Source organism: Streptosporangium nondiastaticum (genome assembly GCF_003011965.1).
Classification (GTDB): domain Bacteria; phylum Actinomycetota; class Actinomycetes; order Streptomycetales; family Streptomycetaceae; genus Streptomyces; species Streptomyces nondiastaticus.
Genome location: NZ_PXWG01000130.1, coordinates 1 through 19,135 on the forward strand (window position 1 = coordinate 1; position 19,135 = coordinate 19,135).

22 protein-coding genes are annotated in these 19,135 nt (G+C 73.3%); 16 read left to right on the forward strand and 6 right to left on the reverse strand.

What is annotated here, in order from left to right:
• From B7P34_RS36940 to B7P34_RS29175, 16 genes are all read left to right on the forward strand, one after another.
• Positions 1-261: hypothetical protein (locus tag B7P34_RS36940; protein WP_223268347.1), on the forward strand; the 261-nt coding region annotated here is incomplete at its 5' end.
• 501 nt (positions 262-762) lie between these two features.
• Positions 763-1,179: a hypothetical protein gene (locus tag B7P34_RS29105; RefSeq protein WP_106681177.1), complete on the forward strand. Its 417-nt coding sequence runs from the start codon at positions 763-765 to the stop codon at positions 1,177-1,179.
• A gap of 250 nt (positions 1,180-1,429) precedes the next feature.
• Positions 1,430-1,645, forward strand: a complete 216-nt coding sequence (locus B7P34_RS29110) for a ferredoxin (protein ID WP_106681178.1) — start codon at positions 1,430-1,432, stop codon at positions 1,643-1,645.
• A complete protein-coding gene (locus tag B7P34_RS29115) occupies positions 1,635-3,014 on the forward strand; it encodes an NAD(P)/FAD-dependent oxidoreductase (RefSeq protein ID WP_106681179.1) in 1,380 nt (459 codons plus the stop codon). The genes B7P34_RS29110 and B7P34_RS29115 overlap by 11 nt, the downstream gene beginning before the upstream one ends.
• Before the next feature lie 17 nt (positions 3,015-3,031).
• Positions 3,032-4,255 (forward strand): cytochrome P450, encoded by a 1,224-nt coding sequence (locus tag B7P34_RS29120; RefSeq protein ID WP_106681180.1) that lies wholly within the window; start codon positions 3,032-3,034, stop codon positions 4,253-4,255.
• A gap of 64 nt (positions 4,256-4,319) precedes the next feature.
• The gene (locus B7P34_RS29125; protein ID WP_106681181.1) at positions 4,320-4,706 is read left to right on the forward strand and encodes a PadR family transcriptional regulator; all 387 of its coding nucleotides are present in this window, start codon (positions 4,320-4,322) and stop codon (positions 4,704-4,706) included.
• Positions 4,703-5,281 (forward strand): hypothetical protein, encoded by a 579-nt coding sequence (locus tag B7P34_RS29130; protein ID WP_106681182.1) that lies wholly within the window; start codon positions 4,703-4,705, stop codon positions 5,279-5,281. The genes B7P34_RS29125 and B7P34_RS29130 overlap by 4 nt, the downstream gene beginning before the upstream one ends.
• A gap of 166 nt (positions 5,282-5,447) precedes the next feature.
• On the forward strand, positions 5,448-6,014 hold the full coding sequence (locus B7P34_RS29135; protein ID WP_435693986.1) for a YbaK/EbsC family protein: 567 nt from the start codon (positions 5,448-5,450) through the stop codon (positions 6,012-6,014).
• Positions 6,015-6,266: 252 nt separating this feature from the next.
• Positions 6,267-7,679 carry a hypothetical protein gene (locus B7P34_RS29140; RefSeq protein ID WP_106681183.1) on the forward strand — a complete coding sequence of 471 codons (1,413 nt, stop codon included), beginning with the start codon at positions 6,267-6,269 and terminating at the stop codon, positions 7,677-7,679.
• A gap of 130 nt (positions 7,680-7,809) precedes the next feature.
• Positions 7,810-9,051, forward strand: a complete 1,242-nt coding sequence (locus tag B7P34_RS39510; RefSeq protein WP_106681184.1) for an AAA family ATPase — start codon at positions 7,810-7,812, stop codon at positions 9,049-9,051.
• 122 nt (positions 9,052-9,173) lie between these two features.
• Positions 9,174-10,397, forward strand: coding sequence for a vWA domain-containing protein (locus B7P34_RS29150; protein ID WP_223268348.1), 1,224 nt, complete (start codon positions 9,174-9,176; stop codon positions 10,395-10,397).
• Between the two features lie 106 nt (positions 10,398-10,503).
• A complete protein-coding gene (locus B7P34_RS29155) occupies positions 10,504-10,680 on the forward strand; it encodes a ribbon-helix-helix domain-containing protein (protein ID WP_106681186.1) in 177 nt (58 codons plus the stop codon).
• Positions 10,677-11,063: a glyoxalase gene (locus tag B7P34_RS29160; protein ID WP_106681187.1), complete on the forward strand. Its 387-nt coding sequence runs from the start codon at positions 10,677-10,679 to the stop codon at positions 11,061-11,063. Before B7P34_RS29155 ends, B7P34_RS29160 begins: the two co-directional genes overlap by 4 nt.
• Positions 11,056-11,925: a class I SAM-dependent methyltransferase gene (locus B7P34_RS29165; protein ID WP_106681188.1), complete on the forward strand. Its 870-nt coding sequence runs from the start codon at positions 11,056-11,058 to the stop codon at positions 11,923-11,925. The genes B7P34_RS29160 and B7P34_RS29165 overlap by 8 nt, the downstream gene beginning before the upstream one ends.
• 385 nt (positions 11,926-12,310) lie before the next feature.
• Positions 12,311-13,387, forward strand: coding sequence for a NucA/NucB deoxyribonuclease domain-containing protein (locus B7P34_RS29170; RefSeq protein ID WP_146166965.1), 1,077 nt, complete (start codon positions 12,311-12,313; stop codon positions 13,385-13,387).
• Positions 13,388-13,448: 61 nt separating this feature from the next.
• Positions 13,449-13,988, forward strand: coding sequence for a hypothetical protein (locus tag B7P34_RS29175; RefSeq protein ID WP_146166966.1), 540 nt, complete (start codon positions 13,449-13,451; stop codon positions 13,986-13,988).
• Positions 13,989-14,035: 47 nt separating this feature from the next.
• Here the strand turns inward: B7P34_RS29175 and B7P34_RS29180 are convergent, their stop codons facing one another.
• From B7P34_RS29180 to B7P34_RS29200, 6 genes are all read right to left on the reverse strand, one after another.
• The gene (locus tag B7P34_RS29180) at positions 14,036-14,767 is read right to left on the reverse strand and encodes an ROK family protein (protein WP_286157524.1); all 732 of its coding nucleotides are present in this window, start codon (positions 14,765-14,767) and stop codon (positions 14,036-14,038) included.
• Complete coding sequence (locus B7P34_RS38955) at positions 14,764-14,931, reverse strand: hypothetical protein (RefSeq protein WP_223268350.1); 168 nt, start codon at positions 14,929-14,931, stop codon at positions 14,764-14,766. The genes B7P34_RS29180 and B7P34_RS38955 overlap by 4 nt, the downstream gene beginning before the upstream one ends.
• Before the next feature lie 60 nt (positions 14,932-14,991).
• Entirely contained in the window at positions 14,992-15,840 is an 849-nt protein-coding gene (locus B7P34_RS29185; RefSeq protein WP_106681192.1) for a shikimate dehydrogenase family protein, read from the reverse strand.
• Positions 15,841-15,939: 99 nt separating this feature from the next.
• Positions 15,940-16,437, reverse strand: coding sequence for a MarR family winged helix-turn-helix transcriptional regulator (locus tag B7P34_RS29190; RefSeq protein ID WP_106681193.1), 498 nt, complete (start codon positions 16,435-16,437; stop codon positions 15,940-15,942).
• Between the two features lie 33 nt (positions 16,438-16,470).
• Positions 16,471-17,910, reverse strand: a complete 1,440-nt coding sequence (locus B7P34_RS29195) for an MFS transporter (protein ID WP_106681194.1) — start codon at positions 17,908-17,910, stop codon at positions 16,471-16,473.
• 152 nt (positions 17,911-18,062) lie between these two features.
• The coding region (locus tag B7P34_RS29200; protein WP_106681195.1) for a sulfate adenylyltransferase subunit 1 at positions 18,063-19,135 on the reverse strand (1,073 nt) is incomplete at its 5' end.

Here is a 19,135-nt window from a genome sequence, read left to right on the forward strand (position 1 = left end):
CGCCGGGCGCGGGCGGAGCGGGGGCAGCGGGTCCGGGTGCGGGTGGAGCGGGCGCTGGGGCTCCGGGTGCAGGCGGGGCGGGAGCCGGGGGCGCGGGCGGCGCCGGAGCCGGTGGGGCGGGTGCAGGTGGTGCAGGCGCAGGGGGCGCCGGGGCAGGAACCGCCGGACCAGGAGCGGGAGGCGCGGGGGCAGGAGGAGCAGGTACAGCAGGGGCGGGTGCAGGAGGCGCCGGGGCGGGAGGCGCAGGAGCCGGTGGAGTAGGAGCGGGAGCCCCGGGACCCGGCGGCGCCGCGTTGCAGCGGTACAGCCACACATTGACCCTCGCCGTGAGCGCCTGCGCAGTGACGTCCACGCACCCGTCCCTGTCGGTCGCTTCCGCCTGTACGGCGCCGCCCAGCACATTCACCTTGGCGTGCGAGGGCGGACGTGGCGGCAGCCTCGGCAGGCCGTGCAGGACGACGTTCGCCGACGTGTTGCCCAGCGAAGCGCTCGCGCCGCCGTCGTCCGCCGCAGCCCCGCCGGTCACCGTGAGGACGCCGGTCGTGGCCAGCACCACTGCGTACCCTGTTCTCCGCCACCCCATCACGCGGAACAGCCTGCACGCCCCGTCAGCACGGCCGCCTCGCGCTTCCCCGAGATTCCTCCGATAGACGGAAAACCTGGCCATCACCCCTTCTCAAGGTTTGCGCGGACACTTCACGGCAACAGAGGCCGGGACGGCCCGCGGCGCTGCGGCAGGAGCCGTTGATCTAGCCTCTGTGCATGCGCATCGACGACATCTCTCCCTGGCTGCACGAGCACGGCGCGAGCGCGGGGCCGGTGTCGCTCTCGGGCGAGTTCGATGCGTACCTGTGCACGCTTCCGTGGGCGGGTTCAGGTATCGACTGGCGGGAGATCCCGCATCGCTCGCTCACGCTGGTCGGCGTCTCGGACGACGAGGCGGTGGAATGGGCCCGGCGGACGCCCATGGCCCTGCACGAGCACGTCCTGCTGATCGACTCGGCTTCCGAGCCGGGAGTGGTGTGCCGCTTCGAGGACGCCGTGAGGGACTTCGAGCTGCTGTCCGGCCGCCCGGAGCTGTACATGTGCGGCGCCGACCTCGTGGGCGGCGAAGTGCGCCCGGTCTTCAGCCGCTTCGTCGAGAGACGGTCCTTCATGACCCTCAACGCCCGCGTCTGACCGCCGGGCCGGCCTCTCGGTGTGTGTCCCATTGGGTCGGCCGGCATGTCGGCCGGCGTACGGACCGGCTCGTGACGGGCCAAGGCGTGCACTGCGCGACAGATCACCGGCCTCCGAAAGCCCGCCCGGCGAAGGATGCCGCCCAAGGCCCCGCCCCCCCGGATGGAGCAGCACCGCCCGCGCCGCCGCCCCCGAGGGCGTAAGACGGAGGTGGCGGACGGGGCTCCATGAGGACGCCGGAAGGAGCGGAATGCAGATCGTGGTCGATCTCAACCGGTGCCAGGGCTACGCGCAGTGCGTGTTCCTCGCCCCGCAGGTGTTCGAGCTGCACGGCGAGGAGGCGCTGCTGTACGTACCGGCCGTTCCCGACGGGCAGGACGAGCACGTGCGCCGGGCCTCGGCGGCCTGTCCGGTGCAGGCCATCACGGTCGGGGAGCAGGCGGGCGGCGACGCCGGTGTCCGGTGAGGCGCGCGCCGGGCGGCGCGACGGGCGGATCGTCATCGTCGGGGCGTCGCTGGCCGGGCTGCGGGCGGCCGAGACGCTGCGTGACGAGGGGTTCGAGGGCGAGCTGACCCTGGTCGGGGACGAGCCGCGGCTCCCCTACGACCGGCCGCCGCTGTCCAAGCAGGTGCTGCTCGGGAAGGCGGGGGCCGAGGACTGCGGGCTGCCTGGGCGGCGTGCGCTCGACGCGCGGTGGAGGCTCGGCGTGCGCGCCACCGGGCTCGACCCCGACGCGAAGAGCGTGGTGCTCGCCGACGGCGAGCGCCTGCCCTTCGACCGGCTGCTGATCGCCACCGGCACCCGCGCCCGCCCCTGGCCCGTACCGGACGAGGCCGCGCTGGAGGGCGTCTTCACGGTCCGTACCAGCGAGGACGCGGGCCGCCTCGCCGCGGCCCTGGACGCCGGCCCGGGCCGGGTGCTGGTCATCGGGGCCGGCTTCACCGGCTCCGAGGTCGCCTCGGCCTGCCGGGAGCGCGGCCTGGAGGTGACCGTCGCCGAGCGCGGCCGGGCGCCGCTGATCGGCGCGCTGGGCGGCACGGTCGGCGACTGGGCCACCAAGCTGCAGCGGGCGCACGGCGTCGACCTGCGCTGCGGGGTCACGGTGACCGCCCTCATGAGCGCCAATGGCCAGCTCACGGGAGCCGAGTTCTCCGACGGGAGCCGGATCGAGGCCGATGTCGCCGTGGTCTGCCTGGGCGCGGTCCGCAACACCGAGTGGCTGGCCGAGTCCGGCCTCGCGGCCGGGCCCCGTGGCGTGGCCTGCGACGCGGGGTGCCGGGTCTTCAACATGTACGGGATCGTGACGGACGACGTCTTCGTCGCCGGTGACGTGGCCCGCTTCCCGCACCCGCTCTTCGAGTACCAGCTGATCGCCCTGGAGCACTGGGGCAACGCCGTGGCCCAGGCCGAGGTGGCGGCCCACAACATGGTCTCCCCGGGCCCGCTGCGCCGGCCCCACCTGGCCGTGCCGTCGTTCTGGTCCGGCCAGTTCGGCCTCAGCATCAAGTCGGTGGGCGTGCCCACCTTCTCCGACCAGGTGGTGATCGCCCAGGGCTCGCCGGAGGACCGGCGTCTGGTCGCGGTCTACGGCTACCGCGGGCGCATCACGGCCGCGGTGACCGTCAACCGGGCCAAGTGGCTGGAGCACTACCAGCGCCTGATCGAGACCGCCGCGCCCTTCCCGCCCGGCCCCGGCGCCGCCGACCACCTGGCGAACCTCGAACCCGTGCCGTCCGACGTCCCCGACCCGCGGGTCCTCACCCATGGCCCGACCGTCGCCCTCACCGGCCACCTTCCGGACCGCCGCCTGACGCTGATCCGGCCCGGCGGCTGACCCCAGGAGCCCGTCCCATGTCCTCGTCCCCCGAGACCCTCTTCCGCCGGATCACCGACTACGCCCACCGCGCCGATCCCTACCCCCTCTACGCCGAGCTCCGCGAGCACAAGGTCGCGCGGCAGGAGGACGGGAAGTACCTGGTGGGCACCTACGACGAGATCGCGGCGCTGCTCCACGACCCGCGCGTCAGCTCGGACGTGCGCAACCGCACCGAGCCCGACCCGGACCTCCTGCCGCCGCAGGGCCTGCCGCCGGCCTTCATCGGCCGGGACGACCCCGAGCACGACCGCCTCAGGCGCCTGGCCATGCGGCCGTTCGGCCCTCCCCACTCCCCCGGCCGCGTCGACGCGCTGCGCGGTGACATCACCCGCATCGCCGAGCAGCTCGCGGACGGGCTCCGGGAGAAGGAACGCTTCGACCTCGTCGACGACTTCGCCTTCCCGCTGCCCGTCACCGTCATCTGCGACCTGCTCGGCGTACCGTCCGGGGACATCCCCCAGGTCCACGCCTGGGCGGACACGGTCGTCACCGGGCTGGACTTCACGCCCGGGGAGGACCCCGGGCCGCGGCGGCGCGCCGCCCAGGAGGCCCGGACGGCGATGGGCCTGTACCTCGGCGAGCTCGCCGGGAAGCGGCGGGGTCATCCCACGGACGACATGCTCTCCGCCCTGGTCAACGACGGCGGCCCGGACGGGCGGCTCACGCAGGAGGAGCTGATGGTCACCACGGTCCTGCTGCTGATCGCCGGGCACGAGACGACCGTCAACCTCATCACCAACGGCATGCTCACCCTCCTCCGCAACCCCGAGGCGCTGGAACGGCTGCGCGCCGAGCCCGAGCTGATGCCCAGGGCCGTGGAGGAGTTGCTGCGTTACGAGCCGCCCGTGCAGTTCCTGCCGCAGCGCACCCCGCTGGCCGACATCGAGGTCGCCGGGGTGACGATTCCTCAGGGCGTGCCGCTGGTCCTCGTCCTCGCCTCGGGCAGCCGCGACCCCCTGCGCTTCCCCGACCCCGACCGCTTCGACCCCGGCCGCACGGACAACCAGCACTTCGGTTTCGGCAGCGGCATCCACAACTGCTTCGGCGCGCCCCTCGCCCGCCTGGAGACGCAGATCGCCCTCACGACGCTGATCAACCGCCTCGGCAGCCCACGGCTGCTGGAGGACCCGCCGGAGTACCGCAACAGCCCCGTCCTGCGCGGGCCCCGCCACCTGCCCCTCGCGCAGGCGGGTGGCTGACCGCCGGCGGCACCGGCCTTCATTATCTTGCGGTGCAAGACACTCCTGAACTATCTTGCACCGCATGGGAAAGGAACCCGCGGCGCCGAGGGAGCAGCGGCACAGCCAACTGCTCCGCGGGGTGCTCGACCTGTGCCTGCTGGCGCTCATCGCCGAGCGTCCGCGCTTCGGCTACGAGATCGTCGAAGCGCTCGGCGAGAGCGGCCTGGAGCTGGTCAGCGAAGGCAGCATCTATCCGCTGCTGGCCCGCATGGAGCGGAACGGCCTGGCCGACACGTACCGGGCGCCGTCACCGTCGGGCGGCGCACCGCGGAAGTACTACCGGCCGACGGAGGCCGGGCTGGCCGAGCTGGAAGCCGGGCGCACGGCCTGGCTGGCCTTCAGGGGCGCAGTCGACCAGGCACTTTCGGCCGGAGCGCCGACGGAAGACACACCGGAGGAAGGAAAATGACGCCCGATCAGGTCCTCGACCGCTGCCGCACCGAGTGGATGTTCCACGACATGCCCCGGGACGCCGTCGATGACATGCTCACCGAACTCCGGGAACACCTGGAGGACTCGGCCAGGGCCGGCAGGAGCGCAGCGGTCGTGGTGGGGGACGACGTGGCCGCCTTCGCGAGCAGCTGGGCCGCGGAGCACCCGTCCCGCCCGCCGCGGAACACGCCCGGGCTCCTCGCCCGGCACGCCTACGCGGGAAGCGTGGCGCTGCTGTCGGCGAGCCACCTCGTCGGCCGGACCGCCGAGGCCGAGCTGGTGCCGGGCTCGGTCGCGGCGGTCTGCCTCTTCAGCGCGCTGATGACGTTCACGCCGTACTGGCGGGCCGTGCTCCACTGGCCGCTGTGGCGGTGGACGGCACTGTCCTGCACCGGGTTCGCCGTGCTCCTCGCGCTCTTCCTCATCGGAAGGGAACCGGTGCTGCTCCGCGTGCCGTGGTGGGCCACGGCCCTGCTTCTGCTTCCCGGCCTCGCGGCGTCCGCCGTCTCGTGGTGGCGCGGCAAGCGCCGGGAGCACGCGGCCTCCACGTAGCGCGGGCGGCCGGTCGGCCGCACGCTCCATGGCTCAGCGGCCGCTCGGGGGGGGGCGGCGCCGTGCTCGAAGCCCTGGTCGACGAAGCCTTCCCGGGCCTGCTGAGCACGCTTCTCGCGCGGCGTGATCCGCCGTGAACCGCGGAGGCACGGCCTACCATGACCCCGTGATCCGATCCTCGCCGACCGTTCCCTTCGGCCGCTTCGACGCGGCTTGGCCCGCAGCAAGCCGACCCGACCTCCTCGCCGAGCCCGTGGCCGCGGCGCTCGGGCAGTGGGACGACCCCGGGCTCGCCGAGTCCGTGCTGGTCGTCGACACCGACCCGGAGGTGGCCGACACGGCGGCCTTCAGCGCGGCGTACGACGTCCCCCTGGAGGTCTCCGCGAACTGCGTCGTCATCGCCGCCAAACGCGGCGGCGCGGTGACGCACGCGGCGTGCGTCGCCCTCGCGAGCACCCGCGTCGACGTCAACTCGGCGGTGCGTAAGCACCTCGGCGCCCGTAAGGCGTCGTTCGCCCCCATGGACACGGCCGTGGCGGAGACGGGCATGGAGTACGGCGGGATCACCCCCGTCGGTCTGCCGGAGGGATGGCCCCTGCTCGTCGACGAGGCCGTCGCCGCCGCTCCGCACGTCCTCATCGGCAGCGGCAAGCGCCGGAGCAAGCTGATCCTCCCCGGCGCGCTCCTGGCCCGGCTGCCGAACGCCGAGGTCGTCACCGGCCTGGCCTGCTGAGCCCGCCGGCCGCAGCTACGGGCCGAAGCCGGAGCGACGCCTCCGCTCCCGGCCCGTCTCCTGCGGAGTCGGACTCGGCGAACTCCCCGTGGGGCCTGTGCCCCCGGCAACCAGGGACGTTCTCGCCGCAGCGACGGATGCCGGCCCCGCGGAAATACCTCGCGGGTTCGCCGCGGGGCACGCTATGATCACCGCGATGATGACTTCCTCTCGTAACAGATTGGGGGCCCCGTCCGCGCAAGGTGAGTGCTGATGCTCACTCAGACCGCGACAGGGGATTCCCGCCTTTCCTTCTGGCTGCGCGTGCGCGAGTTCGCCGTGCCGCCCTCCATGATCGAGTCTGCGACCGCCCGCCGCCGTGCCGGGGACTGGGCTGGGGCGTGCGCCGCCGCAGGCATCGACACCGACCTCAACCTCCGTTCCGTGGCGCGCAGTCACGGCCGGGAACTCGCGGCCCGGATCCGGGCCGACCTCCGCCATCTGGCACCCGACCTGCTGCGCTGGCACATGCCGAGGATCGCCCCCGACGGGCTGCTGCGGCCGGGGCTGACCATCGCCCTGGCCCGGTACGACACCCCTGGGCGGGACGGCGCGTGTCCGCCGCACCTGGTGGTCCGGACGCCGCCCGCCTGGGCGGATGCCGGCCAGCGGATCAGCCTCGCGCTGTGGGACGGGACGACCGCCGGGCCCGGTGCCCGCCATCACCCGCACCCCCACCCCGACCGGCGCTTCCGCCTCGACCTGCACCGCCATCTGTGGGACGCCCGCAGGGCCGGTGAGCTGCGCGTACGGTCCGGGGCCGAACGGCAGCCGGATGCCGGCGACTTCGCCTTGCCCAGCCTGGAGCAACCGGGCACGGTTCCGGCGGGGTATCGCTGCGCCGTCGACCGCTGGGCGGCTGAGGCGGGGATCCTGCTCCACGCCGAAGGCCGGTCCACTGGTGCCGTGACCGTACGGCTCGGAGCCCGCCGCCGGCTGGTTCTGGGCGTGACCGGGGACAGTGCCACGCCGCTCGGGCTCCGGGTCTCGGCTGCGGACAAGGCGGGTGACGCCTCCGCGCTGCCCGTCCTGCCCGACGCGGCGACCTGGGTGCTGCCCGACCTGGAGCTCCTCCGCACCGGCGCGATCGAGGCCGGCCGGCTGCATCCGCTGGTCGCCTCCGCACTGGTGCCGGACCACTCGCCGGACGGGCCGCCACGGCCCCCGGACGAACCGGGACGGCCGCGCCTCGTGGAGTGCCGGGGAGCCCGGCACCGGATCGGCCTGGTCGACGGGACGCTCGTCCCGCTGGACCACGACCCGGCCGAGATCCGGCGGGAGGAGCTGCTGGTCGCCCTCACCGGCACACCCCTGCCGTGCCTACGCGCGATCGACGAGGCGCACCGCCGTCCGGACTGCCTCACCGGCGTGCGCGAACGCCTGGACCACGGGGACATCGCCGGTGCCCTGGCCGTCGTCGAGGGCCTGCTGGGTCCCGACGCGCTGCTGCGCGCCGGCGCCCTGCGGGACGAACTGGAGACGGCCGCGCTCCGGCGGATCACGTACGGGCTCTACAGGGCCGGTCTGACCGGCCCCGGTCCCCGGTCCGGCCGCGCTTCCCGCTCCGAAGGGCGTCGCCGCCCCAGCCGCGGTGCCCGCGACCGGCTTTCAAAGACCTTCTACTGAAGACCTCCCGCTGAAGACCTCCCGCTGAAGACCTTCTCCTGACGCGACACCGGCCCGGGTACCCCTGCCTCACGCCGCCGGCCCTCGCTTGCTCTCCGTCAGCTCACCACGAACCCACAGGTGATCAAACATGCCCGTTTCCCCCCGGCTCGACGTCGCCGGCGAACTGCTCGCCCTGCTCCGCGACACGACCACCGAACCGCGCCCCGACGACCAACTCGAGGCCCTGACCCTGGCCGTCGCCGCCGACCTCCCCGTTCTCCTGTGGGGCGAGCCGGGCATCGGCAAGACCGCGGCCCTGACTCAGCTCGCCGAGTCCCTGGACCTACCGCTGACCACGGTCATCGCCAGCGTGCACGAACCGTCCGACTTCTCGGGACTGCCGGTCGTCGGGGACGACCCCTCCGAGCAGGGCGTCGCGATGGCCCCGCCGGACTGGGCGGTGCGCCTGGTGCGGGCCGGCCGGGGCCTGCTGTTCCTCGACGAGTTGTCCACCGCGCCGCCGGCCGTCCAGGCCGCCCTGCTCCGGCTCGTGCTCGAACGGCGGATCGGCGCCCTGCGCCTGCCGCCCGGGGTCCGGATCGTGGCCGCCGCCAATCCGCGGTCCTCGGCCGCCGACGGCTGGGAGCTGAGCCCGCCGCTCGCCAACCGGTTCGTCCACCTCCAGTGGACACACGACCACGAGGTCGTCGTCCGCGGCCTCGGCGGCACCTGGCCCCGGGCGAGGCTGCCGCGGCTCGACCGGAAGAAGCTGCCGGAGGCCGTGGGCCTCGCCCGCCGCGCGGTGTGCGGGCTCCTCGCCGCCCGCCCCAAGCTCGTGCACCAGCTGCCGAACAGCGAGACGCGCCGGGGCGGCGCCTGGCCGTCGCCCCGCAGCTGGGAGTCGGCCCTGACCCTGATCGCCTTCGCGACCGCGGCCGGCTCCTCCCGGGACGTGCTGTCCCTCCTGGTCAGGGGAACTGTCGGGGACGGCCCGGGCCTGGAACTGCTGGCGGCCATGGACCGGATGGACCTCCCGGACCCCGAGACCCTGCTCGCCGACCCCGCGGCTGCCGTCCTGCCCGAGCGGGGCGACCTGCGTCAGGCCGTCCTCGACGGCGTGGTGGAGGCGGTCCGCGGCCGCCCGGCGAAGGCCCGCTGGGACGCGGCGTGGGAGCTGCTGGCCCGGGCGGCGCGGACCGGGGCCCCGGACCTGGTGGTCGTCCCCGCGACCACCCTCGCCACGCTGCGCCGCGACGACTGGGACGTTCCGGCCGCGATCGAGGGCCTCGAGGGAGCGGTGGCCTTGTCGCGACGGGCGGACCGCGCGGCGGACCGGTCGGCGGGCCGGTTGACGGACCGGTCGGCCGTCGCCGCGAAGGCGGGACGATGACGGGGGCCGCGCAGGGGGCGCCGGACAGGACGAGGACGAGGACAACCGGGACGGTAAGCGGCCCGGACGAACCCCCGACCCGGTCCGTACCGAACACACCGGACGCACCGGACGCGACTCGGGTGCTGGACGCCGAGAAGCTCTTCGCGGCCCGGTTGCACGCCGCCCGGGTGCGGCCCTACCTGGCGACGGCCCTGTTCGCCCTGCACCCCGTCGCGTCGCGGCGGGTGCCGACGATGGCCGTGGACCGGTACTGGCGGTGCTACGTGTCGCCGGCGTTCGTGGACCGGACGCCGGTCGAGGAGCTGGCCGGGGTGTGGGTGCACGAGGTGTCGCACTTGCTGCGCGACCACCACGGGCGCAGCGACCGGGTCGCGCGGGAGCGCGGGCTGACCGGCCCCGGGGAGCGGCTGCGGATGAACATCGCCGCGGACTGCGAGATCAACGACGACGCGTTCGGCGACGGGCTGGTCCGGCCCGAAGGCGCCGTCGACCCGGTGTCCTTGGGGCTGCCCGAAGGGGAGCTCATGGAGGACTATCTGCGTCAGTTCCGGCTCGGGCCTCTCCTGGGGGACGCGGCGTGGCTGGACTGCGGCAGCGGTGCCGACGGGGTGGAGCGGGAGTGGGAGCTGGGGCCGGAGGGCGCGCACGGGCTCAGCGAGCAGGAGCGGGACGCGGTGCGGTTCCGGGTGGCGCAGGGCATCACCGGCCGTCCGGGCAGCACCCCGGCGGGGTGGCGGCGGTGGGCGGAGGAGGCGTTCCATCCGCCGCAGCCGTGGCGGCAGTTGCTGGGAGCGGCGGTCCGCTCGGCGGTCGCCGGCTCCGGTGCGGGCGAGGACTACTCCCACAGCCGGCCGTCGCGGCGCTCGGCCGGGTTGCCGGGCGTGGTTCTGCCGAGCCTGCGACGCAGGCCGCCCCGGGTCTGCGTGATCATCGACACGTCGCTGTCGGTCAGCGACGCCGAACTGGGCAGTGCGCTCCTGGAAGTCACCGCGATCTCCCGCGCGGTGGGTGGTCGTCGCGACCTGGTCACCGTGGTGCCGTGCGACGCGGCGGCCCGGATCGCGCACCCGCTGTGCCGGGCCGAGGGGATCCCGCTGGTGGGGGGCGGCGGTACGGATCTGCGCACGGGCTTCGCGAGGGCGCTCGCGGTGCGGCCCGCGCCCGATGCCGTCGTGGTCCTGACGGACGGGCAGACGCCCTGGCCGGGCACGCGGCCGCCTTGCCGGACGGTGGTGGGCCTGTTCCCCCGGCAGGGGGCGGGCTCGTCCTGGAACGAGGACGACCCCGACTACCAGCCGGACGCGCCGCCGGCGTGGGCGACGGTGGTCAGCATCGGCTCCTAGCGAACCGGGGCGCCGGGCCCGGGCGTCGCGCGCGCATCACGCGGCCGACCACGTCTTCGGCGAAACAACTCCCCCGGCACACCTCTAGATTGCTAGCATCCTAACCATGGCTGCCGAGAGACAGGTGAAGCAGTTCAACGTCTACCTGCCCGTCGACCTCGTCCGCGAGGTCAAGCACCACGCTGTCGATACCGAGCGGTCGCTCTCCGCGATTGTCGAGACGGCCCTGACCGAGTACCTCCAGCGCGTCGCCGGCGCTGGGAAGGAAGGAGAGCGTGCATGACGACTGAAGGCATCGAGGGGTTCCTCGTCGAGACCCGTAACTACGGTGCGACCGCAGCCTTCTGGAAGTCGCTCGGCTTCGAGAACGTCCTGGAGACCGGCCACGGCTCCGGGCGCTGGTCCCATCCGGGCGGCGGGCCCTACGTGTTCATCGTCGAGCAGCACGAACGCGAGCTCGTCACCCACCCCGTGCTCAAGGTGGCCGACGCCGAGGCCTTCACGCCCGACCGCGCGCCGGATTTCGCCCAGCGGTTCACGCCGGCGCACTGGGGAGTCCGGCAGGCACTGGTCCGGGACCCCGACGGGCGGATCGTCGCCCTCGAAGCCCCGCTCCTCGATGACAAGGACAGAAACGACGTCGTGGAAGGACACCATCATGGATGACGGGCAGCACCTCTCCCGCGCGTACGAACCCGACCACACCGCCGTGCGCGTCGCCCTGTGGCGTGCCCTTCACGTCCAGGCCGACGCCCCGCCCCACGTGCTCGACGACGAGATCGGGCTGCGGCTCGCCGACCCCGGGCAGGACTGGCGCGAGCGCGGCGACATGACCATGCCGGGCGTCAGCGGCGTCCGCGCGTCCATCGTCGCCCGCGCCCGCTTCGTCGAGGACCTCGTCACCGAACGCGCCGACGCCGGCGCGACGCAGTACGTCATCCTCGGCGCGGGTCTGGACTCCTTCGCCCAGAGGCGCCCCGAACTCGGCTCCCGGCTCAGGGTTTTCGAGGTCGACCAGCCGGGCACGCAGGCATGGAAGCGGCAGCGCCTGGCCGGACTCGGTTACGACGTCCCGTCCTGGCTGACCTTCGTGCCCGTCGACTTCGAGGCCGGCGACTCGTGGGGTGAACGGCTGACCGCCGCCGGGTTCGATCCGCAGAAGCCGGCCGTCGTCGCGTCGACCGGCGTCAGCATGTACCTCACGCGCGAGACCAACGCCGCGACGCTGCGTCAGGTCGCCGCGCTCGCACCCGGTTCCGTGTTAGCCACGACGTTCCTGCTGCCGCTGGACATGCTCGACCCGGACCAGCGACAGGTCCAGGAGTTCTCGATGCGCAACGCCGCCGCGTCGGGCACCCCGTTCGTCAGCCTGTACTCACCCGACGAGATGCGACAAGCAGCTCTGGAGGCGGGGTTCACGAAGGCCGTGCACGTATCCCCCGACGACCTGGCCGCTCGCTACTTCGCCGGCCGTCCCGACGGTCTGCGCCCGCCCAGGGCCGAACAATTCCTCGTCGCCGAGGTATAGCCGGCGGGTAGCGCAACGCCGGAAGCGACACCGCGCCAGGCTCGTCTACGTCGAGATTCAGCCAATACGCAGAGAGGTTGCGTAATACTCCGGGGGGCGCGGCGGGCTCGTCGCCGCTCGCCGCGCCCCCGCCGATCACGGCTCCCGACACGACGGCCTGCGGAAACAATTCACGCCACCCAAACCTCAAATCTCGCTGTTTTCCCTCCACTTAAGGCCACGCCGAGCCCGTACGACCGCTCCGGCCAGTGCACTTTCCTGTTTTCGCGGTACCCCCATCAGTCCCGTCGTGAGCTCGGCGCACCGTGGGTAGCATGCTCGGCCTGTTGTCGTGCACACGATCGTGCGGCCGTTTTCGGCCGCACGCGAACTCAAGGGGGAACTCTTGGCAGCACGCGGAACACTGCTGACGGCCGCGGCCGTGGGGGCACTGGCGCTCGGCGTCACCTCGCCGGCCGTCGCCCAGGGGCAGGAGAAGCAGCAGACGAGGATCGAGATCCGGGAGGCAAAGCCTTCGGAGATACCCCAGGACGCCGCGCTCAGCGCGCAGGCGGCGGGGTGCCGGGTCGGGGAGCAGATCTCCGACCGCTTCTCGTCCTGCGCCGAGAAGTACCTGATCGTCTCGATCGTGGAGATCCCGAGCGGAAAGGTCATCGGCACGGCCCTGTTCGACGCGAAGAACAGGACGAAGCTCAACTACAAGTCCGCCACCTGGGAGCAGGAGGCGGAGCTGAAGATGGTCAGGTCCTTCGGCGTCGCCAAGTTCGGCACGATGGCCAGCGCCGAGGTGGACTGCAAGGCGTCCCAGGGCAACGGCTGCACCTCCGCACCCGGCATCGTCGGCCCCAAGCTCTTCTGGGGCCTGTGGGGCACCTCGACCAACACGTACGCGTTCAAGGTGACTTCCCCGGGCGACGGCATCGTGGGACACGCACCGCAGACGAAGGTGACGGTCAGCCACCCGTCCAGCCCCGAGAAGGCCCACTTCACCCTCGCCAACATCGCCCCGGTCCGCTGCGACAGCGCCAAGAACATCGGCAACATCGGCCGCGGCTGCGTGCATCCGCTGGTGACGCCGGTCTACCGGCTGAGCAAGAGCGACAAGGCCGTCAAGGGCGTCGCCGAGCACATCGAGGACGCCCAGCAGCACAAGCTGAAGAAGCCCTGGGGCGTCGTGAACAAGGGGTACCCGCTGCACCGGCTGCCCAACGGCGACCTGTCCAGGGCGAACCGGGACACGGCGTGCACGACGGCCGTCAAGAACAGGTACAAGCCCAAGAGCTGCGACGAGTACCCCTTCGCCGGCAGCTACGAGGGCGCGGCGCTCAACTCGGACTACTCCACCGCTCCGGTGCCGCTGAGCGAGAACCGCACGGAGGGCGGGTTCAAGTACCGCGGCCGGTTCATCATGCAGAACCGGGTCCTGGACTACGATGAGTTCTGGGTGGAGATCACCAAGTAGGAGATCCCGGGAGCTCCCCGAAGATCCCTGAGCAGCCGCAGTCCAGAGGATGGAGCGGGTCGTGCCGGACCTGATCGGGGCCGCCGCGGCCCGCTTGCCCGTCCCCGAGGGCCAGTACGCGATCCTGAGCCCCGAGGCGGAAGACGCGCAGGACAGCATTCCCGACACCGGCGAGGTGGCCGCCACCGGCCTGTTCGCCGCGGGCACCGACGGTGCGCTGGTCATCACGGGTACGGACCAGGGGGACATCGGCATCCGCGTGGAGCTGTGGAGCGGTGCCCCCGCCGCCGACGACAGCGCGTGGGAGGACATCGTCGAGGACAGCTACACCGCGACCGGGACCGCCCACGTGCAGAACGTGGAGGGCCGGCCGGCCGGGCTGCCCGACCTCGCGTGGTCCGGGCCCGGCACGTACCGGATACGGGTGAGCGTGCGCGGCCGGGACCTGGGCGCGGACGACGACGGCACGGACGCAGGCCCTACGGATCCGGTGGAGGAGCACCTGATCCAGGTCTGGCCCGCGCCGCCGGCCCCGCCGCACGCGCTCAAGCTCAGCGACGAGCTGGGCGAGACCTGGCGCCGCGAGGCCGCCGAAGGCTAGTCGTTCACAGGTCACCCGCAGCGAAAGGGTCACCCCCAGCGGAAAGGTCACTCGCAACGCGCGGACGGTGCCGCTCCGCGGGCCAGGAGCACCGCGCCGTCCAGGGACGACAGTGCGCCGAGCGCGGCGGGGCGGAGGAGGATGTGCGGGCCCTCCGGTCGTTCAAGTTGCCGCACCCGGTGGGTGACCTCGGCCACGTAGCCCGGGAGTCCGGCGGCGAAGCCGCCGCCGATCGTCACGAGCCGGGGCCGCACCAGTTCGCACAGGCTCACCACGGCGGCGGCGAGGGCGGCGGCGCTCTCCCCCACCGTCTCCAGAGCCCATGGCTCGCCGTCCCGCCAAGCCTCCCGCAGTACGTCGAAGCCGACGTCGCGGCCGAGCCGCCGGGCGGCGTGCCGGAGGACCGCCCGCCCCGAGGCGACGGACTGCACACAGCCGTGTCGCCCGCAGTCGCAGCGCTCCCCCGCCCGGTCGACGATCACATGCCCGACCTCGCAGGAGCCGCGCGCCGTGCCGGGGCACAGGGCGCCGCCGAGCACGATGCCGCCGCCGATGCCCGTGCCGACGCCGAGGTGGACGAGGTCCGGGCAGCCCGCCGCCCCGGCCTCGGCCAGCGCCGCGAGGTCGCCGTCGTCCGCCAGGCGCACCTCGGCCTCCGGCCACAGGCCCGCCAGTTCCCGTACGAGGTCCAGGCCCCGCCAGGACGGCCGGTTCGGCCAGCCCCGCACGCGGCCGGAGGCGTCCAGGGTCGCGGGCACGGCGACGCCCACCGCGGTCACCGGATCACCCGCCGGTGCCCGGTCCAGCGCCGCCGCGGCGGCGGCGAGAGCGGATAGGTCGGCGGCCGCGCCACCGGTGGCCGGCCAGGCGAACACGCCGTCCACCGGCCCCGCTCCAGCACCAGCACCAGCACCAGCACCAGCACCAGCACCAGCACCAGCACCAGCAGAAGGCTCCAGCCGGAGGGCCGCCTTGGTGCCCCCGAGGTCGACGCCCAGGACGCTCATGCCGGGCCCGAGGGAGCGCCCGGGTCGCCGAGCCGGAAGAACTCGCGGTAGAGAGGGAGCTGTTCGGTCAGCATCGGCTCGCCGTAGTGCACGGGAAGGCCCGACGCCTCGGCGGCGCGCAGCAGGGCCGTGCGGCGCGGCTTCATGATGATGTCGGCCACGAGGGTGCCGGGCGCGAGGCCCGCCGGGTCGAAGGGCAGCGGGTCGTCCGGGCGCAGCCCCATCGTGGTGGCGTTGACGGCGATGTCGGCGGCGACCGGGCCCTTCGTAGCAGTGATACGGCCCGGCCACCGTGCGGCGAGCCGGCCGGCGAGGGCGTCCGCGCGGGCCGCGTCCCGGTCCCAGACGGCGACGTCGGCGCCGGCCCCGAGCAGCGCGACGGCGATGGCGCTGCCCGCGCCGCCCGCTCCCGCCTGGGCGACGCGTGCCCCGCGCGGGTCGTGCCCCGCGGCGCACAGTCCCCGGACGAAGCCCTCGCCGTCGAAGTTCTCCGCGAGCCAGCGTCCGTCGGCGTTCCGGCGCATCGCGTTGGTGGAGCCGCTCAGCGCGACGGCGGGGCTGACGTCGTCGGCGAACCGCAGACAGGCCGCCTTGTGCGGGACGGTGATCAGCAGTCCGTCCAGGTTCCGGGTCTGCCGCAGCCCCCGGAGGACCTCGGCGAGGCCCTCCGGGCGGACGTGGAGCGGGACGAGGACGGCATCGGTGCCGAGCCGCCGGAAGAGGGGGTTGAGCAGCCCGGGGGCCCGCACCTGTGCCACGGGGTCCCCGATGACCGCGAACAGCCGTGTCGTCCCCGAGATCTCCGGGCCCGTGCCCGGGGCGGGCCCCGGTGCGGAGTCGCTCATGCCGCTCGCTCTCCTTCCCCGGCCGGTGGCACCGGCCGGTCCGGTGGCTCTCATTGGCTTCTACGAATCCTGACGCCGCTCCCCCGGCCCGGCGGTTCCTCAGCGCAGCCAGGGCACGTCCGCCCCCTCGCGGTCCAGTCCCTCCTCGATGGCCCGGCAGATGCTGCTCAGCTGACCGGCCTGCTCCGGGGTCAGGCTGTCGAAGACCGCCCTGCGCACGGCGGCGACATGGCCGGGAGCCGCCCGCGCGACCATCTCCCGGCCGCTGTCCGTCAGTACGGCCTCCTGCCCCCGCCGGTCTCCCGGGCATGCCTCACGACGCGCCCATCCGGACTTCTCCAGGCGGGTCACGGCGTGCGACAGCCGCGGCCGGGTGATCTTGGCGCGGCGCGCCAGCTCGCTCATGCGCATCCGCCGCTGCGGGGCCTCGGAGAGCAAGGCGAGCAGCCCGTAATAGAGGTGGGGAACGCCCGCCTGCCGCTGGAAGCAGCGGTCCAGGTAGTCCTCCACCAGCCGGGTGGCGTACACGAAGTTCCGCCAGGTGTGCTGCTGCTCGTCGGTGAGCGGACACGGAACGGCCGGCGCGTCAGAGCCCACGAGGCCTCCCGATGGCGGTGCGGCGTTCACGGATCATCCGGAGGCCTGCCGGGACCTGGGCAGGAAGACGATGGCGAGCATGCTCACCACGATGATCACCCCGGACACGAGGAACGCCCGCCCGTAGCCCTCGGCCAGCGCCTCCGGGCCGCCGCCCCCCGCACCGGCCGTGCGGCTCGCCGCGACCGAGGCGAGGACGGACAGCCCCAGCGCGCCGCCCATCGTGCGCGAGGTGTTGGCGAGCCCGGCCACGAGCCCCGATTCGGACGGGCCGACTCCGGACGTGGCGAAGACCGCCAGCAGCGTCATCATGAGGCCCGCGCCGAAGGAGAACGCGATGCCGGGCCCCAGCAGAGTGCCCAGGAACGTGCCGTCGGCCCCCATGGCCGACTGCCAGAAGAACCCCGCCGCCGTCAGCAGGCCGGCGAGCGCGAGCAGGACGCGCCCCTCGACCAAGCGCATGATCCGGGGCGCGAGCTGCGCGGAGAGGATGATGGAGGCGGTGTGCGGCAGCAGGGCGAGGCCGGTCTCCACGGCCGAGTAACCCAGGACGTTCTGCATGTAGAGCGAGAGGAAGTACCACATCGCGTAGAAGGCCATGCCGCTGATGACGGTGATGACGTTGGCCACGGACACCGACCGCACGCGGAAGATGCCGAGGGGTGTCAGCGGCTCGCGCGCCCGGCGCTCCACGGCGACGAAGGCCACGAGAGCGGCGAGACCGGCGAGCAGGGGCACGAACGCCCGCGCCGAACTCCAGCCGTGCGCCTCGCTCTGCGAGATGCCGAAGGCCAGGCTTCCCACGCCCAGCGTCGCCAGCACCGCGCCGGGCAGGTCCAGCCGGCGCGCCGCAGCCTCTCCGCTCCTGTTCTCCGACAGCCACACCGCCGACGCCACGATCACGACGAGGCCCAGCGGCACGTTGATGAGCAGGACCCAGCGCCAGGACAGGTAGTCGGTGAGCAGGCCCCCGATGAGACCGCCGGCCGCGCCGCCTCCCGTGCCGACCGCCGTCCACGCGGCGACGGCCTTGACCCGGCCGCTCCCCTCGGGGAACGTCGTGGTGAGGATCGTCAGCGTGGCGGGCGACAGCACGGCCGCCCCGACGCCCTGCAGGGCCCGGGCCACGATGAGCATCCACGGGGACTGGGCGAGGCCGCCCAGCAGGCTCGCCGCCGTGAACACCCCGAGCCCGAGGAGGAAAACCTTCTTGCGGCCGAAGAGGTCGGACGTCCGGCCGCCCAGCAGCAGGAACCCGGCGAAGGTGATGACGTAGGCGTTGACCACCCACTGCAGGCTTCCTTCACCGATGCCGAGGCCCGAACGGATGGACGGCAGGGCGACGTTGATGACCGAAACGTCGAGGATGACGACGAACTGCCCTACGCAGGCGGCCAGTACGGCCACCCATGCCGGCCCCGCGCTGCGCCGACCGGTCCGGGGGGTGTTCAGCCCGGAAGTTAAGTGTGACATGGCACGCCATCCTCCTCAGTGTGCGCCCGCTGATCAATCGGACCACCGGACCGATGAGCGTCATCCTTCAGAACTAGGCCTTCCGCAAAGGGCATTCGGGTGTCCGGGCATTCGGAGCGTTCGGGCATTCGGAGCGTTCGGCGCCACGGGGCTCAGCGGGAGTCCGCCACCCCGCCCGCCAGCGTCGTGCCGTCGCCGGGGTCGATGAGGAGGAAGGAGCCGGTGCGACGGGAAGCGGCGTACGAGTCGAGGGCGAGGGGCTCGGCCGTGCGGAGGGTGAGGCGGCCGATGTCGTTGGGGCCGAGGCGGCCGGGGGCGGGATGCTGGGAGAGGTCGTCGAGGGTGAGACGGGAGCAGATGTCTTTGACGAGCGCAGGGACGGTGCGGGTGGTGTGCTTGAGCAGGACGCGGTCGCCTGTGCGTAGTGGCCGGTCGGCGACGTGGCAGACGGTGGCTTCGATGTCCTGGGTCGTGGCGGGGGCGGCTGCCGTGGGGGCGATGAGGTCGCCGCGGGAGATGTCGAGGTCGTCGGTGAGGCGGAGGGTGACGGACTGGGGTGCCCAGGCCACGTCCACGGATGAGCCGAGGGCGTCGATGCCGGCGATCGTGCTCGTGCGCCCTGACGGCAGGACGGTGACGGGCTCGCCGACGCGTAGGACGCCGGCGGCGATCTGGCCGGCGTAGCCGCGGTAGTCGGGGTGGGTGGTGGTCCGGGGGCGGATGACGTACTGGACGGGGAAGCGGGCGGGTTCGGCGGTGGGGTCGGTGATGACGGGGAGGGTTTCGAGGTGTTCGAGGACGGTGGGGCCGCCGTACCAGTCCATGTGGGGGGAGGGGGTGACGATGTTGTCGCCGGCGAGGGCGGAGACCGGGATGGCGGTCACCTCGGGGACGCCGAGCCCACGGGCGTAGGCGGTGAATTCGGCGGCGATCGGGGCGAAGACGGTCTCGGCGTAGTCGGTGAGGTCCATTTTGTTGACGGCGAGGATGAGGTGGGGGACGCGCAGGAGGGCGGCGACGGCGGCGTGGCGGCGGGTTTGTTCGACGATGCCGTTGCGGGCGTCGATGAGGATGATGGTGGCTTGGGCGGTGGAGGCGCCGGTGACCATGTTGCGGGTGTACTGCACGTGGCCGGGGGTGTCGGCGAGGATGAAGCGGCGGCGGGGGGTGGCGAAGTAGCGGTAGGCGACGTCGATGGTGATGCCCTGCTCGCGCTCGGCGCGCA

Bases quoted from the DNA above. Each gene is read 5' to 3' on its own strand.
- B7P34_RS29110 (WP_106681178.1), top strand. From the start codon at position 1,430: ATGCAGATCGTGGTCGATCTCAACCGGTGCCAGGGCTACGCGCAGTGC.
- B7P34_RS29195 (WP_106681194.1), bottom strand. From the start codon at position 17,910: ATGTCACACTTAACTTCCGGGCTGAACACCCCCCGGACCGGTCGGCGC.
- B7P34_RS29140 (WP_106681183.1), top strand. From the start codon at position 6,267: ATGCTCACTCAGACCGCGACAGGGGATTCCCGCCTTTCCTTCTGGCTG.
- B7P34_RS29185 (WP_106681192.1), bottom strand. From the start codon at position 15,840: ATGAGCGACTCCGCACCGGGGCCCGCCCCGGGCACGGGCCCGGAGATC.
- B7P34_RS29130 (WP_106681182.1), top strand. From the start codon at position 4,703: ATGACGCCCGATCAGGTCCTCGACCGCTGCCGCACCGAGTGGATGTTC.
- B7P34_RS29125 (WP_106681181.1), top strand. From the start codon at position 4,320: ATGGGAAAGGAACCCGCGGCGCCGAGGGAGCAGCGGCACAGCCAACTG.
- B7P34_RS29165 (WP_106681188.1), top strand. From the start codon at position 11,056: ATGGATGACGGGCAGCACCTCTCCCGCGCGTACGAACCCGACCACACC.
- B7P34_RS29105 (WP_106681177.1), top strand. From the start codon at position 763: ATGCGCATCGACGACATCTCTCCCTGGCTGCACGAGCACGGCGCGAGC.
- B7P34_RS29120 (WP_106681180.1), top strand. From the start codon at position 3,032: ATGTCCTCGTCCCCCGAGACCCTCTTCCGCCGGATCACCGACTACGCC.
- B7P34_RS29160 (WP_106681187.1), top strand. From the start codon at position 10,677: ATGACGACTGAAGGCATCGAGGGGTTCCTCGTCGAGACCCGTAACTAC.
- B7P34_RS29155 (WP_106681186.1), top strand. From the start codon at position 10,504: ATGGCTGCCGAGAGACAGGTGAAGCAGTTCAACGTCTACCTGCCCGTC.
- B7P34_RS39510 (WP_106681184.1), top strand. From the start codon at position 7,810: ATGCCCGTTTCCCCCCGGCTCGACGTCGCCGGCGAACTGCTCGCCCTG.